This is a genomic window from Paenibacillus sp. A3M_27_13 (genome assembly GCF_024213315.1).
GTDB classification, from domain to species: domain Bacteria; phylum Bacillota; class Bacilli; order Paenibacillales; family Paenibacillaceae; genus Paenibacillus; species Paenibacillus polymyxa_B.
Genome location: NZ_JANAVE010000011.1, coordinates 45,746 through 60,671 on the forward strand (window position 1 = coordinate 45,746; position 14,926 = coordinate 60,671).

The window sequence follows — 14,926 nt, forward strand, 5'->3', positions numbered from 1 at the left end:
CTTGAATGAAAGATTCAATCTAAGTAAATAGAAAGGTGGACAATACATGAAACTTCAAACGAATCGGCTCATATTAAAAACACTTGATCTTAATTTAATCGAAGCAGCAGCCCGACGTGATATAGGTGCTATTGAAGCTTTGGGTTATAAAACCAGTGATGAATGGCCGGGTCCTGATTTCTTTGAAGCTTTACCTTATTTTCGAGAACTTTTGATAAAAAATAATGGCACTAGAGGTTTTGACTCTTGGATCATTGTGGAGAAGGATACCCAAGAAATTGTTGGAGGGATTGGTTTTTTAGGAGATCCTGATCAGAACGGTATGATTGAGATCGGTTTTGCAACGAATGAAAGCCATCGCCGCAAAGGCTATTGCTATGAAGCCGCTCAAAAATTAATAGAGTGGTCCTTAAATCATGAAGAGGTCCAAATCGTAACGGCAAGATGCGTACCTGACAATATCAGCTCTAAGAATTTGTTATTGAAGTTAGGATTTCAAATTGATCACAAAGATGAAGAATTGCTTTATTGGAAATATCAAATGAAGAAAGTAGGAGGGGGTCAGCAGAAATGATCCGTCGAGATCTAGATGACGTAGATTTCATAAGAGCAAATTTAATGGGGCCTAGTTCGATTATCATGCTCGAGGAGCTATCGAAAAATTTGCCTTTGCAGAAAGGAATGCGAGTGCTGGATTTGGGCTGTGGGACCGGACTTACTTCTATCTATCTGGCGCAAAAGTTTGGCATAACCGTGTTTGCTGTCGATTTATGGATTAGTGCAACTGAAAACTATAGAAGATTCAGAGAGTTTGGTTTGGAAAGCCAAATTATCCCCATCCATGCAGATGCCTGCCACTTGCCTTTTGCGGAACAATACTTTGATGCAGTTATAAGCGTAGATGCGTATCAATATTTTGGAGCGAATGAGCAGTACTTAGATGACCATCTTACGCCGCTAGTTAAAGAAGGAGGTAAATTGGCTATAGCGATGCCAGGGGTAAAGATGGAGTTTGATGGGGATATACCCGTGGAACTGCAGCCGTTCTTGTCACTTAGTGAGGTTGATAATCAGTGGCATACATGCGATTGGTGGCGGAAATTATGGGAACCGTCGCCAAATATTTACGTTGAATCGGTAAGAGAAATGAAATGCTTCTCGAAAGCTTGGTATGAATGGCTTCAGTGCAACAACGATTATGCACGTGCTAATAATGCATTGCTGAATGCAGATGACGGGAAGTATATGAATCTAATCTCGCTTATTGCTACTAAGAAATAGCGATATCCGGGGACAAAAGTTCCCAGTCCTATGGGCTGAAATTCACTAAAGTAACTGAGAACGATAGTTCAACTCTACCAAAAACAGCCGAGCGCTCGGCTGTTTTTTTAACTAGTGGGCAGATTACATGAAGTGGTTAATCGATGCCAGGGTCGAACTTACAGGCTTAGGTCGGAAGAGTAATACAGGAGAAATCGGCCCATGAAGGCCTCCACAAGCTTTCTCAATTCCCGACGGGCTACCCGAATATGAAGAAGCTTTAGAACTTGTATCCATGGCATTTTTCAAACACTGATTGTCGATATTCCAAAATACTGTTTAACAGTACTTTTTTTCTCTCTAATATCATCATTTTCTTTTGAAATGCCGATATAAAATTGAGTCTAGAGAACTGTTTTATACATAAATTTTACCTAAAGGAAGTGGAAAGAGATGTTGAAAAAGAAATGGCTTATCACCCCGTTGGTTGCGACGACACTGTTTTTCGGTCAATCTGCATTCGCGGCAAACACGTTTTCAGATGTGGAAGGAACAAAATATGAATGGGCTGCCGAATCGATTCGTTCCATGGTCGACAAGGGCGTTGTCAAGGGCTATGCAGATGGGACCTTCAAGCCAAGCAAAACTATAACGAAAGCGGAATTTGTACATATGTTTCACAAGCTTTTTCCAGAAATCGATCATTCTTCCGGCGAATCTTCCGACTTTGTGGATGCGCGTAAACACTGGGCGAATAAAGATTTTGCAGCAATATTCAACGGGGACTATGTTTGGCCGTATGCTGAAAGTGTTGGGGGGAAATATCCAAACTATCTTTTCTATGTCAAGCCTGACAAACCATTGACCCGCTGGGATGTGATGATGATTGCCTCTCTTCGGACAGATTATACCAATCAGACGCTTCATCCTGAGATTGAGGAAGTGATTTCCGCAGCTGCGCAGTACAAGGATATGAAAGTTCGTCAGGCCAATTACAATGACAATTTCTCGGCCTACTATCCGGTGCTGTACATCGACAAGACTGGAGAAGAGTACTCCTATGATGGCGATTCCCAGGATCAAAAGGCAGAAGCATTCTACACCCTAACCAAGATGGGGGTCCTTACCGCTAATGAAGGATACCTTCGCCCCAAAGCGCAAGTCACACGGGCTGAAGCTGTTACCCTTTTACAGCGTTTGTACGAAGCCACAACGAAGTAATTTTTATAAATCAATGATGATCCGACAAAAGCAAAAAAAGATCCAACAAATGGCTTCATTTACACCTCAAAAGGTAGTGCTGTTAGGTTTTGATAAGCCGAATTCAGAAAATAAACAAATCCAAAAGTATGTTGATGAATTTGTGGGAAAATTGAGATTTCAAACCGCTGATTTGATTTCTTCAGATCAGCGGTTTTTTTAGGGGTGCGGAACTGGCTGGACAAGTTCGCCTATTATTTCTTCCTAGACGTCACATCTGCTGACAAAGAGTCGATCTACCGCGCCATCTAGGCAAAGGTTAAGCAAGGAGGTCAGTAGAGGATCGACACTAGCCGCTTGCGTATTGTAGCCATCAAGGAGACTGCCTGCATAAGGAGATAAACCGCTTTGGAGTTTTCTACTTATTTAGTTACGTATCTATGCCGACGCCTAACCGTCGATTACTGTCGAAGGACAACAACTATGTATAAAAAGTCGCCGAATTGGCGGCTTTTTTTGTTTTAAGCAAGAGATTTTGTTGTTTTTTTGTTGTACCCATCTTTAAGCCAAAAACATTAAATCAAACGTTATATTGCCCGATAGAATACCAGAAAACGACTGATTCGTATCCAAGAAGTCAAAAGATTATAGTAATGTACTGTGATTAACTAATGTAAACGACGAATAAAATATCATTAAATATGTGTTGAGGAAGTTTTCCTGTTTGATTGTCCAATTTTCAATCGCACAAAAAAAGCTTCCATTATTAAAAAAATAGCTAATAGTTTGCTTCACAGAGAGAAACATCAGAATTAATTAGAATAGTGTGTAAAGGTTCATGCAACCCGCTTTAAAAACCGTTCGTTTAGGGGAAACACCATCTTTACGCCAAATAAATGACATTTGATGCATGATGATTGGTGCCGCGCGCTGGTTTGAGATATGAACTTAGTGAACCTACGACTCATGCAATTGCGCTGACTTCCGGTGCCGCCGACTCATGAATACCAAAGACAATGCAATTACCGTAAGGATGATCCCAAGCATTTGAAATCCCTTGAAGCTAAACGTACCTCCCATTACGATAGCTATCAATAATGAAGAGATAATGGTTCCCAGATATCTGGATGTGTTAAATAATCCGGATGCTACACCGATTATTTCTTTTGGAGAACTTTGGAACAGGGCTGCTTGCATACCTACATTGTTCAAACCGTTGCTAATTCCGAATGCAGCTAAAGCCAAACACACGCTGATAACCGGTGAAGTTGGATTCAATGTCACGAGCCAAACTGACCCCAATGTCATCAGAATTGCGGACACCAGCAATGCCGGTCTGGGTCCTGATTTATCGATCCATTGTCCTGCAATTGGAGAAGTAATTAGCGAGCACAAGCCTAAGCTTAGCATGAGAATGCCTGTTTGGAACTCGCTGACATGACGTACCATTTGCAAGTAGGACGGAAGCCCGAAAAAGAGCGAGTAATATAGTACATTAACGAGCATGAATTCAACATTCACCCAAGTCATTGCAGGGTACTTGGCGAATGTGCGTAAAGGGATAAAGGGTGATGTCGCTTTTAACTCATGTCGTACGAATATCCCCAGCGCAACGAGACCTATCAGCCCGACAATGACATTTCCTAATGAGATATGTCCAAATGATTTTGCTGAGAGTAATCCAACGAGTAGGGTAACCAAAGCCACTGTGAAGAGCAGAATCCCTGATGCATCAATCAATTCAAACCATTTACGAAAGGACATGTTGCGTGCTAAGGATGTTGGCAGTTCATCCTTAGGAATATTCCTCCAAGCCAATACAAAGCTGGCCACCACAAACGGAATATTGATGAAAAAGATAGCAGGCCAATTCCACCAATGAATCAAGACTCCGCCAATAAAGGGGCCAATTGCTGCTGCTCCAGATAGGAATATGGACAAAACAGACAACGCAGTTGCTTGTTTTTCTGTAATATGAATTCGAACAATAGCCATTCCAACCCCAACCATCATGCTTGTTCCGATGGATTGCACAATGCGGAACACGATGAGCCACCCGAAATTTGGTGATAATGGAGCCAATAATGATGCAATGAAGGCTACAACAAGCCCGGTAAGAAATATCTTTCTACGACCGAATAAATCGCTGGCTTTTCCCATGACAGGTTGAGCGATGCTACTTGCAATGTAGAAAGAAAAAATAATCCAGGAAACACCTGTAAAGTCAAGTTGGAACACTTTTTGCAGACTTGGAATAGCAACAGAAACCATCGAAGAATTTAATGGGTTCAATAGTATCCCTAGACCAACTGAAATCATTAACCACCAGCTGCGAACGCTCATTTCTGGTCCCCCCATAGCGAATTAATGTCATCGTACTTGAAACCGATTATTTATTCCAACGCATTTGATGTTATAATCTCATTGACTTGGGGGAATGAATGGGGGATCATAATGGAACTTCTTCAACTGCAATATTTTCTGACGGTAGCTCGTTTGGAACATGTGACCGAAGCTGCACGAAGTCTGCATGTTACTCAATCGTCGCTGAGCAAAACGATTCAGCGCCTGGAGGAAGATCTGGGGGTTCCTCTATTCGATCGAACAGGGAGGAAACTGCGATTGAATGAGTTCGGAAGCAGATTCCTTCACCGTGCAGAGAGGGCTTTATTTGAATTGGAGCAGGGGAAGCAGGAGCTTAGTGATTTATCCAGCCCGGAACATGGCACTCTCGAATTGGCGGTGACCACCGCTAGCACATTACCCAATATCCTTCGAGAGTTTCGGAAAAAGCGACCCTATATTCAATTTCATGTGCAAATGCTGACTACGCAGGAAATGGTAACGCTTCTTCATAGAGGCGAGGTCGATTTTTGCTTGTCCTCACCTCCAATAGAGGGAGATGACATCGAATGCCAAATCGTGTTTATCGACCCAATCCTTGTAGCTGTTCCAAAGGGACATCGGCTGGCAGATCGAAGCAGTGTAACGTTGACAGATCTAAGGGATGAATGGTTTGTCGGTGTAAAGAGAGGCTACGGTACTCGCGATTTAGTGGACTCTATATGCAAATCGGAAGGTTTTATACCTAAGTATGTGTATGAGGGGGATGAACCTGCAAGGCTTAGTACGCTTGTGGAAGCTGAAATTGGCATAGCCTTCATACCAAGCACGGCAAGAAATTCACGGGAACATCTTAAATATCTCCAAGTAGAAAATCACGAATTGGTACGGGAGATCGCTTTATTATGGCACAGGAGTCGGTATATTTCGCGGGCTGCTCTGGAATTCCGTGAGGTAGTTGTAGAATATTTCGGAGCGATATCCAAACAGACAAATTAATCCCAAATATAAGCGAAATAAAAAACATTAACAAAAGCGGTAGCGTAGGACATGTTAACCAAACGTCCTAAGCGGCCGCTTATTCTTTTATTCAACTGCATAATTTGTAATTTCGATTTGTACGCTGCCATACACACACGCCCAGCTATTGAAGGAGTTTTTGGATTGTACTAACCCATCCTTCTCAGCTGGCGGAACTGCTCCGGCGTGATGCCTGTATGCTCCCGAAATCTCTTGATAAAATAGCTGCTTTGATGAAAGCCGGTTTCCAGTGCAATCTGCTTTACAGTGAGTGCCGTAGATACAAGCAAATGTTTGGCCAGCGTTATTCGGCATTGGAGCAAATATTGAGCTGGAGTACTACCCATGATCTGATGGAAGAGTCGGCTAAAATGAAAGGAGCTATAACCTGACGTTGCAGCCATTGTCTTCAAATCGAGCATGTTTCGACAATGCATACGAATATATTCCGCCGTATGACGAATCCTCTCATGGACGGTGCCGCCGGGAGAGGTGCCGAAAATTTGGTGGGAATGATGGACGATCTCCAGAAGGACTTCATAAAGCAGGGAAGAGATCTGTACATCATAGTCGTGACGGTAAGTTTGGGCAAGTTGCAACATTTCTTCCATCAGCGGTTTTAAACGTTCTGGCCGGTGGAGCGAGAACAGATACGGTTCGTGCATGCTTCGACCTTGTAATAGCGAATCTACATCCTGCCCGTCAAAATGAATCCATCGGACATCCCAGGGATCCTCGGGTTTAGTTCGATATTGCTGCGTCGTATGCTTGCCGAAAAGAAAGCCCATGCCAGGGGTAAGCTCGATTTCCTTCCCATCATGCACAATAGCGCCTTTGCCTGCAAAAATGATATGTAAATTGTAATCTTTCAGTAATCCTGCATTCCTTCGCTCCCCATGAGTGGGGAAGTTCTTGTAATGCCCTAACGATTCGGGAAACAGTATACCTTTTAGAATGGGTGAAGGAAGATAACAATCTATTTTAATCATGTATCCATCTCCTTGAGTAAGTTAGCAAAAAAGTAATTCAATTAGCAAAATCGAGTTATTCTAATCCTTTTATTCTTATATTACAATAGATACGATTATCAGAGAATCACATTTTTGTACTATCACTTCTACTGAAGGAGAATTGGAGCATGCCGAAATCCTTATCTTTAGATCGCTTTCATTTAGGAGCTTGTTATTATCCTGAACACTGGGACGAATCGTTGTGGTCGGACGATCTCATAAGAATGAAGGAACTGGGCTTCAGCATCATTCGGATTGGAGAATTTGCTTGGTCGATCTTCGAGCCGGAGGAAGGAAAGTTCGAATTCACGCTGTTTGACCGTTTCTTGGAGCAGGCAGACGCGAACGGGATTCAAGTGATCATGGGCACACCAACAGCTACGCCACCGGCATGGCTTACTTATAAGTATCCCGAGGTGCTGAACGTATCCATGGAAGGGGTCACGTTCCAACACGGTCAGCGTCGGCATTATAACTACAGCAGTCCCGTTTATTTGGAGCTTTGCGCACGTATTACAAGAGAGATGGCACAACATTACAAAGATCATCCGGCCATCATTGGGTGGCAAATTGATAATGAGCTGAACTGCGAGATAAACGTCTTCTATGCCGAGGCAGATCATCAGGCTTTCCGGCGCTGGCTAGAGGCAAAATACGGTACGTTGGAGCAACTCAACAAGGCCTGGGGGGCTGTATTTTGGAATCAAACTTACGACAGCTGGAATCAGGTCCATCTAACTCGTCCGACCGTATCCGGGTCAACGAATCCTCATCAGGCTTTGGACGAGAAGCGATTTATATCCGATAACACCATTTCGTTTGCCAAGCTACAAGTGGACATAATTCGGTCAGTGGCGCCTAATCAGTGGGTGACAACCAACGGTGTATTCGGGCATTTGGATAGCCATAAAATGACGGATCAACTGCTTGATTTTTTCTCGTACGATTCTTACCCTCAATTCAGTACCATTTATCCGGACCAAGGGGAGAAGCCATTGCTGGATCGCAAGTGGGGGCTTACTTTAAGTAACGTCAGAGGGATGTCACCAAATTTCTGCGTGATGGAGCAGCAATCCGGTCCAGGAGGATGGGTGAACAGGATGGAGATGCCATCTCCGCGCCCGGGGCAGATGCGATTGTGGACCTACCAAAGCATTGCTCACGGGGCAGACATGATTTTGTATTTCCGCTGGAGAACGGCAACGTTTGGTACGGAAATGTACTGGCATGGAATTAATGATTATCACAATCAGCCGAATCGTCGGGTCGCAGAAGCAGGCCGCGTCGGAAAGGAGCTGCAAAAGGTTGGAGGGCGGATTCTTGGCAAACGTTACGTGGCAGAGGTTGCTCTACTTCGTGACTATGATAACGAGTGGGATGGCGAGTTGGATAAATGGTATGGTCCCTTGACAAAGCAAAGTGAGCTCGGCTGGTACAAGGCACTGCAGTATGGACATATACCTTCGGATATGGTTACAATCCGTCCGGGTATGGAATCAGAACAGCTGCGGGAACTGGCCAATTACAAGGTGCTGGTATACACGCATCCGGCGATCCTACGAGACAGTACGGCAGCTATGTTACAGAAATATGTAGAGGATGGGGGCATCCTGATCTTCGGCTGCCGCACCGGTTATAAGAACGAGTTCGGTCACTGCCGCATGCAGCCACTCCCAGGCCCTGCAGCCGCAATGAGCGGCGTCCACGTAGAGGACTTTACGATGATAAATGGGACGGCATCACCTGTATCGGTGCGATTTAAGGATCAAGCTCTTGATTTTTGGGCTCCAGGCTTCAACGATATATTGAATGTTCATGCTGATACGGTAGAAGTACTCGCAGAGTACGCATCAAGCTACTATGAAGGGAAACCGGCCTTGACCCTCAACCGTGTCGGCAAGGGACTGGTCTACTATTGGGGTGCAGCTTTTGACCTAGCATTAGCGGCTGAGCTCCTAAGACAGCTGCCGGTGACATCTCCGCTTGCGGGGTGGTGCAAAGCTCCTTCGACGGTAGAAGTCGCTATTCGTGCGGATGTACAAGAAGAGCTGGTATTTCTACTGAATTACAGCGGAGAAACGGCTCAGGTTAAACTGAGTGTTGAGACGGAGGAACTCCTTTCCGGTAGGAGGCTTACTGGTACCGTACCATTGGAACCGTATGGAGTATGGGTATTAAAGAAAGTTTAAAATGAAGAGAGCATCAGCCGCTGATCTTAATCCGAAGATCAGCGGCTTTTTATTGCATAAAGCAAAGGAATAACGTGTTGCATTTGTATACAGGGTTCCGCTCAAAAATCGCTGTCTTTCCTATGGGTTCTTGAACCAGAGAAATCGGACATGATCGGTATTTAATACAAAATTAATAATTTAATACAATATTATTGACTGTTTCAAAGCATACAAGTAAACTTATTGTAATATAATCACAGTAAATTGAGATGGGTGATGCAATGCTTGAGCTTAGTTTTGATGATCCGGACAAGCTGGTAACGGTTACGCATGCTTTATCCACCCGTTCCCGAGTTGATATTCTCCGCCTCTTGATTTCTAAAAACCTTAATATTGTAGAAATAGCGGAAGCTCTTCAACTTCCGGTGTCTACGGTAGCCAACAATATCAAGGTTCTGGAGGCTGCTAGACTGATTAATACAGAGCTGCTGCCTGCCTCTCGCGGCGCGATGAAGATGTGCAGCCGCAATTATGATGACATTCATATTGCGCTAAATCTTGAAAAAGCAGTACCCAAAGGGGATGTACAGATCTACGAAGTGGACATGCCGATCGGTCATTATAGCGATTGTGAGGTTTCACCGACGTGCGGTATGGCCAATGCAGACGGGATGATCATACGCGAGGACGAACCGGCGAGTTTTTTCCACCCGAAGCATATCGGAGCCCAGATGATATGGTTCCGCAAGGGCTATGTCGAGTATTTAATGCCGCTCGAAATACCGGCAGGAGCGCGAATAGAATCGCTTGAGCTATCGATGGAAATGTGTTCTGAAGCACCAAACTATGACAACAATTGGCCTTCTGATATTTCCTTGTGGGTTAATGGCGTGGAGATTGGCATGTGGACGTGTCCCGGTGATTTTGGAGACAGGCGCGGCAAGCTGAATCCTGCCTGGTGGTATGAGTGGTCTACCCAGTATGGGTTGCTCAAGACCTGGCGAGTAGATAAAGAGAAGACTGCGCTGGATATGGAGAAGGTTTCCTCGGTTACACTGGATCAGCTCAACCTGCAAAACAGCCACAAATTGCGTTTGCGGATCGGAATTAAGCCAGATGCGGTGCATCAAGGTGGGCTCAACCTGTTCGGAAAGCAATTTGGAGATTATGATCAGAATATCAAAATGACTGTGAATTATGTCATGGATTGAGATATTGGTGAAATGGATAGGCTTTAGTTGCAGGTGCTCTGTAGCTAAAGCCTTATTCAGTTTATTAGTTACATAAAATTAACTTGAAAGCGTTGACATTAAAAATGCATCACTATATAATCCCCTAAAGATACAATAATAGTGTAACAAATCGATTTTATTGTTTGTATTTCGAAGCGGAGGTAAAGGATGACGATCGGACCTACAGATGATAGCAATGCACTGTAAAGTCATCAGGCTAAGGTGACTAATTATATATCAAAGGATAGGTGGAAACTGTATGACTACAAACGCTTATATCAAAAATTATCCAAGGCCGCAATTTGTACGTAAAGAGTGGCTGGATTTGAATGGGGTGTGGGATTTCGCCTTCGACGACGGCAAAGTGGGTGAAAGCGAGCAATGGTATCATCATTTTCCGAAGGGAGCCAAAATCCTCGTACCTTTTACTTATGAAACCAAGGCAAGCGGGATCAGAGTCGAGACCTTCCATCCGGTGGTCTGGTACTGCAGGAGCGTGAAGGTCCCGCAGGAGGCAATAGCGAAAAGGACAATTCTACATTTTCAGGGTGTAGATTATAAAGCGAAATGCTGGGTGAACGGATTTATGGCTGGTGAGCATGAAGGAGGTTATGCTGCGTTTTCTTTCGACATCACACCCTATATCACTTACGACTCGGAGAATAGCATCGTGCTTAAAGTGGAGGATAGTCAGAGCTGCACGCAGCCCCGGGGAAAGCAGCGTTGGGTGGATCAAAACTTTGAATGCTTTTATGTACAGAGCACCGGAATCTGGAAAAGTGTGTGGATTGAATATGTGAATGAGATAAGAATCAATGAGGTCAAGATAACACCGGATATCGACCGTCATATGATCCGCTTTGACTTTCAGCTCATGGGTATCAAGGGTAAAGATAATTTACGCCTAGAGACACGGATTACGCTGAAAGGACAGCATGTGAAAAAGGTCAGCCTATCTGCCGACAGGCCCTGGATAACGGTAGAGGTCCATGTATTTCATGAAGCCGGTGGTCCATGGAAGCAGTGTTTGTGGTCACCGGAATCGCCAAACTTGTTCGATGTAGAGTTTATTCTGTATGAGGATGAGAAAGAGTGCGACAGGGTGTATTCTTATTTTGGCATGCGGAAAATATCGATTGAAAACGGACAGGTTCTATTGAATAATGGTCCTCTTTACCAGCGGCTGATTCTGGATCAGGGCTACTGGCCGGAAACACATCTGACTCCGCCGTCTGAAGAAGCTCTTATCGAAGATATCGATAAAATAGCCGCGATGGGATATAACGGGGTTCGTAAACATATGAAGTTGGAAGACCCTCGCTTTTTATATTGGTGTGATGTGAAAGGCATGCTCGTCTGGTCGGAAATGGCGGCGACCTTTGAGTTCAATGATCAGGCGGTTAGCCGTTTTACGAAGGAATGGCTGGAAATCGTGCCGCAGCAGTACAATCATCCGAGCATCATAACTTGGGTCCCGTTCAATGAATCGTGGGGCATATCGACCATTGGACATGATGTAAGGCAGCAGCAGTTCACGCAAACCATCTATCATCTGACGAAGACGATTGATCCGTATCGTCCGGTGATTACCAATGACGGATGGGAGCATACAGTCTCGGATATTTTAACCCTTCATGATTATGTGGAGACGGGCGAAGAGTTTTTGGAACGATATCAGGACAAGGAAAGCATTGTAAACAACAGCATCTCCTTTAACAATTGGAAATATGCCTTTGCAGAAGGATATGCCTACCGGGGACAACCAATTATCATAAGCGAATTCGGCGGCATTGCCTTCCAGACGGACATGGGCTGGGGATACGGAAACCAGGTGAATTCAGTCGAAGCTTTTATCGAACGTTTCCGTGCAGTCACCGGAGCAATTAAAGCGACCCCCTATCTCTCGGGCTATTGCTATACACAGGTAACCGATGTACAGCAGGAAGTCAACGGATTGTTGACGGAAGACCGAAAACCGAAGGTTCCGCTTGAAGTGATTCGGGAGATAAATCTGGCTTGAAGCGATAATTAAGATAATAGAATTTCTAGAACGGCTGCATGCTGATGTCCAGTCATTGCTGCATTCACCTGTCGTACAAGGTTTTTGTTACACACAGCTGACGGACGTGGAACAGGGAATCAACGTTCTGCTGACGCACGATAGACACCTGAAGATGCCGACCGAACAAATCAGAGCCATTATGGAAGGCCGCCTTTCCTCTTCGGTTGGAGAATAAGGGGAAGTATATGAATACGGCATCTTCAGTATTTAGAGCTAAATAAACAAAGTGTCACTGCTGTTAACCATAGAGTTTAACTTGGGATAGCAGTGTTGGAAAACAGGACAACTTTTCGCATACAGGATTTTTAGTAGAACACTGGATTTAATTATTTTGGTTTTTTGTTCCCCACTCACACAATCCTTCCAAAACAGGTAATAGCGTTTCTGCTTTATCTGTGAGACTGTACTCGACTTTAGGGGGGACTTGAGGATATTCTTTTCGATTCACCAGACCATCCGCTTCCAATTCTTTTAGTTGTGAACTCAATGTTTTATAAGTAATAGCCCCTATTTGTCTTTTCAGATCATTAAAGCGAACTGTTCGGTTTTCGGCTAGGAGATAAATAATAACCATTTTCCATTTACCACCAATCAATGAAACTGTATAACCAAAAGGTGTATCTTGAATATTTTTAACTTTACCTTTAAATTCAGCCATACTCATGTTTACACTATCCTTTCGGGTAGTACCTATCAAAATAGTGCGTACTACGTTTTTATTTGTGTTCAGTTTATACTAACCTTACTTTTGAAGTAAAGGAGAGAAAAACATGACTAAAAAAACAATACGCCTGTTAATGCCACAATGGCAAGGGGGAAACAATCCTAATTACTCTTTTGGAGCCGAACTGCTTGCTTGGCTAGCTCCGGATAATGAACAACCTCTTATTCATGTTCCAGTTCAAGCTTATAAGGGTACTCCGCTTGAAAACGAAAACGGTATGAATGGGAGAAAACAGCTACTTGAACAGTTAGAGGCTGCTCAGCATATCATTGATGCTCATAAGCCAGATCGCATTGTAATGTTTGGCGGTGACTGCTTAGTGGAACAAGCTCCATTTGCCTATTTGAACGAACGATACGGTGGGAAATTAGGTTTAATTTGGATCGATGCTCACAGTGATTTAGTTAGATATGTAGGCTATGATAACGGACATACATTACCGCTCGGAAATCTTTTGGGAGAAGGAGATGAGGAGTTCGCAAAACATGTGAAAATCCCACTAAAACCTGAAAATGTCTTTATCGCGGGATTAGCGGCTCCTACAGAACAAGAATCAGAAGTCATTTCAGAAGCGTTTCAAAGACTAGATATAGCTCCTGTAGAATCAGACACAGAAATGATTCAAAGACTAGGAATTAAAACTGCAGGAACCAAAGAGTTAACGAATAGTACTGAATCTATAAGAGAGTGGATTAAAGAAAGTGGCATTAAGCACCTAGCTATTCACCTTGATTTAGATGTGCTTGACCCAAAAGCATTTCGTTCTTTATTATTCGCCAACCCTGAAGCACCTTATAATTTTTCTCCTGCGGGAACAATGCAAATGCCTCAGCTACTTAATCTGATTAAAGAACTATCTGAAGAAACAGATGTAGTTGGATTAGGTATAACGGAGCATATGCCGTGGGATTCTATTAACTTAAAGAATCTGCTTGGAGAGATACCTATTTTAATATCTTAGGATAATCGTTTATTATTTTTATATTATCTTTCTTAAAAGGACAATCAAGGAGAAGTGGTCGTACGATTTCAGGAAAGATAGGGCGATTGAATATAAAATATAAATTAAAATGAGGGAGTTGACCTGTAGGGGTATGGTCTTTTTATCAGTTTGTCTGTTTGTACTCCGCTTATACTTTTCGGAAGCTACACATTAGGCGAATATCCCTATAATAATGGATTCTTAAAACTAAAATTACAGGAGCGTCTTAGTATGTCAAAATACGTTGAAATCGGTTACCCAATATATGAAGGAATGCCTGTTTATCCAGGATTGCCAGAAGTGAAGTTAGAGCCTAGAGAGCGTTTGGACAAAGGGGATGCCTGGAATGGAAGTGTGTTAAGTATGTATCTTCATGTCGGCACCCATGTCGATGCACCGTGGCATCATTTAAATAACGGTAAGGGAATAGATGCTGTTCCGATTGAAGAATTCATCTATCGAAATGCTTCAGGAATATGAAGAGCTGCATGAAGCGGATATTCTCATCTTTAATACAAGCTATTGGAAACACCGAGATACGGATTTTGAGAAATACGCTAATAATTTCCCAGCCGTCTCTCCCAAAGCAGCGGAATTCATCCGTAAAAATTTGCCGAACTGCAAAGCTGTGGCCATTGATACCATGAGCATTGAAAATCTGGAAGAAGCCAAAAGAAACGGCTATTTTGTTCACCATGCCTTCTTAGACCATGAAAAATATGAAGAGCCGACAATGCTCATTTACGAAGACATAAATCCTGCACCATTAATTGGTAAAAAGATATTATCTGCTTTCACAGCACCACTTCGCATTAAAAATCACGATGCATCTATGGTTAACATCATTGTTGAAGTTGAAGAATAAAAGCTAACGAGGAACAATAAGTTGGTGGAACACAGGTGCAGACTTCAGCACTGCAAG

General features: G+C 43.4%; 13 protein-coding genes. 10 read left to right on the top strand and 3 right to left on the bottom strand.

The window, feature by feature from the left end; genetic code table 11:
• The first annotated feature begins 46 nt into the window (after window positions 1-46).
• The 3 genes from NLX82_RS24790 (at window position 47) to NLX82_RS24800 (ending at window position 2,481) form a co-directional block, all read left to right on the top strand.
• Window positions 47-574 carry a GNAT family N-acetyltransferase gene (locus NLX82_RS24790; protein ID WP_028541297.1) on the top strand — a complete coding sequence of 176 codons (528 nt, stop codon included), beginning with the start codon at window positions 47-49 and terminating at the stop codon, window positions 572-574.
• A complete protein-coding gene (locus NLX82_RS24795; protein WP_069080503.1) occupies window positions 571-1,281 on the top strand; it encodes an SAM-dependent methyltransferase in 711 nt (236 codons plus the stop codon). The genes NLX82_RS24790 and NLX82_RS24795 overlap by 4 nt, the downstream gene beginning before the upstream one ends.
• Window positions 1,282-1,713: 432 nt before the next feature.
• Window positions 1,714-2,481 carry an S-layer homology domain-containing protein gene (locus NLX82_RS24800; RefSeq protein ID WP_069080504.1) on the top strand — a complete coding sequence of 256 codons (768 nt, stop codon included), beginning with the start codon at window positions 1,714-1,716 and terminating at the stop codon, window positions 2,479-2,481.
• 936 nt (window positions 2,482-3,417) lie between these two features.
• Here the strand turns inward: NLX82_RS24800 and NLX82_RS24810 are convergent.
• Window positions 3,418-4,803 (bottom strand): MFS transporter, encoded by a 1,386-nt coding sequence (locus NLX82_RS24810; protein WP_075154202.1) that lies wholly within the window; start codon window positions 4,801-4,803, stop codon window positions 3,418-3,420.
• A gap of 111 nt (window positions 4,804-4,914) precedes the next feature.
• Here NLX82_RS24810 and NLX82_RS24815 point away from each other — a divergent pair, with 111 nt between their 5' ends.
• Window positions 4,915-5,802 (top strand): LysR family transcriptional regulator, encoded by an 888-nt coding sequence (locus NLX82_RS24815; RefSeq protein ID WP_075154203.1) that lies wholly within the window; start codon window positions 4,915-4,917, stop codon window positions 5,800-5,802.
• Window positions 5,803-5,972: 170 nt separating this feature from the next.
• Here NLX82_RS24815 and NLX82_RS24820 read toward each other — a convergent pair whose 3' ends face one another.
• Window positions 5,973-6,812: an AraC family transcriptional regulator gene (locus tag NLX82_RS24820; protein WP_081376899.1), complete on the bottom strand. Its 840-nt coding sequence runs from the start codon at window positions 6,810-6,812 to the stop codon at window positions 5,973-5,975.
• Window positions 6,813-6,961: 149 nt separating this feature from the next.
• Here NLX82_RS24820 and NLX82_RS24825 point away from each other — a divergent pair, with 149 nt between their 5' ends.
• The 3 genes from NLX82_RS24825 (at window position 6,962) to NLX82_RS24835 (ending at window position 12,256) form a co-directional block, all read left to right on the top strand.
• Complete coding sequence (locus tag NLX82_RS24825; protein ID WP_028541290.1) at window positions 6,962-9,022, top strand: beta-galactosidase; 2,061 nt, start codon at window positions 6,962-6,964, stop codon at window positions 9,020-9,022.
• A gap of 263 nt (window positions 9,023-9,285) precedes the next feature.
• Window positions 9,286-10,215, top strand: coding sequence for an ArsR/SmtB family transcription factor (locus NLX82_RS24830; RefSeq protein WP_023988598.1), 930 nt, complete (start codon window positions 9,286-9,288; stop codon window positions 10,213-10,215).
• Window positions 10,216-10,495: 280 nt separating this feature from the next.
• The gene (locus NLX82_RS24835) at window positions 10,496-12,256 is read left to right on the top strand and encodes a glycoside hydrolase family 2 protein (RefSeq protein ID WP_028541289.1); all 1,761 of its coding nucleotides are present in this window, start codon (window positions 10,496-10,498) and stop codon (window positions 12,254-12,256) included.
• Between the two features lie 364 nt (window positions 12,257-12,620).
• Here NLX82_RS24835 and NLX82_RS24840 read toward each other — a convergent pair whose 3' ends face one another.
• Window positions 12,621-12,962: a winged helix-turn-helix transcriptional regulator gene (locus NLX82_RS24840; RefSeq protein ID WP_013310350.1), complete on the bottom strand. Its 342-nt coding sequence runs from the start codon at window positions 12,960-12,962 to the stop codon at window positions 12,621-12,623.
• Window positions 12,963-13,068: 106 nt separating this feature from the next.
• On the opposite strand from NLX82_RS24840, the gene NLX82_RS24845 reads away from it, so the two are divergent.
• From NLX82_RS24845 to NLX82_RS24855, 3 genes are all read left to right on the top strand, one after another.
• Complete coding sequence (locus tag NLX82_RS24845) at window positions 13,069-13,983, top strand: arginase family protein (RefSeq protein ID WP_023988600.1); 915 nt, start codon at window positions 13,069-13,071, stop codon at window positions 13,981-13,983.
• Between the two features lie 252 nt (window positions 13,984-14,235).
• On the top strand, window positions 14,236-14,484 hold the full coding sequence (locus NLX82_RS24850) for a cyclase family protein (RefSeq protein WP_023988601.1): 249 nt from the start codon (window positions 14,236-14,238) through the stop codon (window positions 14,482-14,484).
• Complete coding sequence (locus tag NLX82_RS24855; protein ID WP_250637742.1) at window positions 14,447-14,869, top strand: cyclase family protein; 423 nt, start codon at window positions 14,447-14,449, stop codon at window positions 14,867-14,869. Before NLX82_RS24850 ends, NLX82_RS24855 begins: the two co-directional genes overlap by 38 nt.
• Window positions 14,870-14,926 lie beyond the last annotated feature (57 nt).

What these genes read in the sequence shown, in the direction of transcription:
- NLX82_RS24790 (WP_028541297.1), top strand. Translation starts at nt 47, where the DNA reads ATGAAACTTCAAACGAATCGGCTCATATTAAAAACACTTGATCTTAAT.
- NLX82_RS24795 (WP_069080503.1), top strand. Translation starts at nt 571, where the DNA reads ATGATCCGTCGAGATCTAGATGACGTAGATTTCATAAGAGCAAATTTA.
- NLX82_RS24800 (WP_069080504.1), top strand. Translation starts at nt 1,714, where the DNA reads ATGTTGAAAAAGAAATGGCTTATCACCCCGTTGGTTGCGACGACACTG.
- NLX82_RS24810 (WP_075154202.1), bottom strand. Translation starts at nt 4,803, where the DNA reads ATGAGCGTTCGCAGCTGGTGGTTAATGATTTCAGTTGGTCTAGGGATA.
- NLX82_RS24815 (WP_075154203.1), top strand. Translation starts at nt 4,915, where the DNA reads ATGGAACTTCTTCAACTGCAATATTTTCTGACGGTAGCTCGTTTGGAA.
- NLX82_RS24820 (WP_081376899.1), bottom strand. Translation starts at nt 6,812, where the DNA reads ATGATTAAAATAGATTGTTATCTTCCTTCACCCATTCTAAAAGGTATA.
- NLX82_RS24825 (WP_028541290.1), top strand. Translation starts at nt 6,962, where the DNA reads ATGCCGAAATCCTTATCTTTAGATCGCTTTCATTTAGGAGCTTGTTAT.
- NLX82_RS24830 (WP_023988598.1), top strand. Translation starts at nt 9,286, where the DNA reads ATGCTTGAGCTTAGTTTTGATGATCCGGACAAGCTGGTAACGGTTACG.
- NLX82_RS24835 (WP_028541289.1), top strand. Translation starts at nt 10,496, where the DNA reads ATGACTACAAACGCTTATATCAAAAATTATCCAAGGCCGCAATTTGTA.
- NLX82_RS24840 (WP_013310350.1), bottom strand. Translation starts at nt 12,962, where the DNA reads ATGAGTATGGCTGAATTTAAAGGTAAAGTTAAAAATATTCAAGATACA.
- NLX82_RS24845 (WP_023988600.1), top strand. Translation starts at nt 13,069, where the DNA reads ATGACTAAAAAAACAATACGCCTGTTAATGCCACAATGGCAAGGGGGA.
- NLX82_RS24850 (WP_023988601.1), top strand. Translation starts at nt 14,236, where the DNA reads ATGTCAAAATACGTTGAAATCGGTTACCCAATATATGAAGGAATGCCT.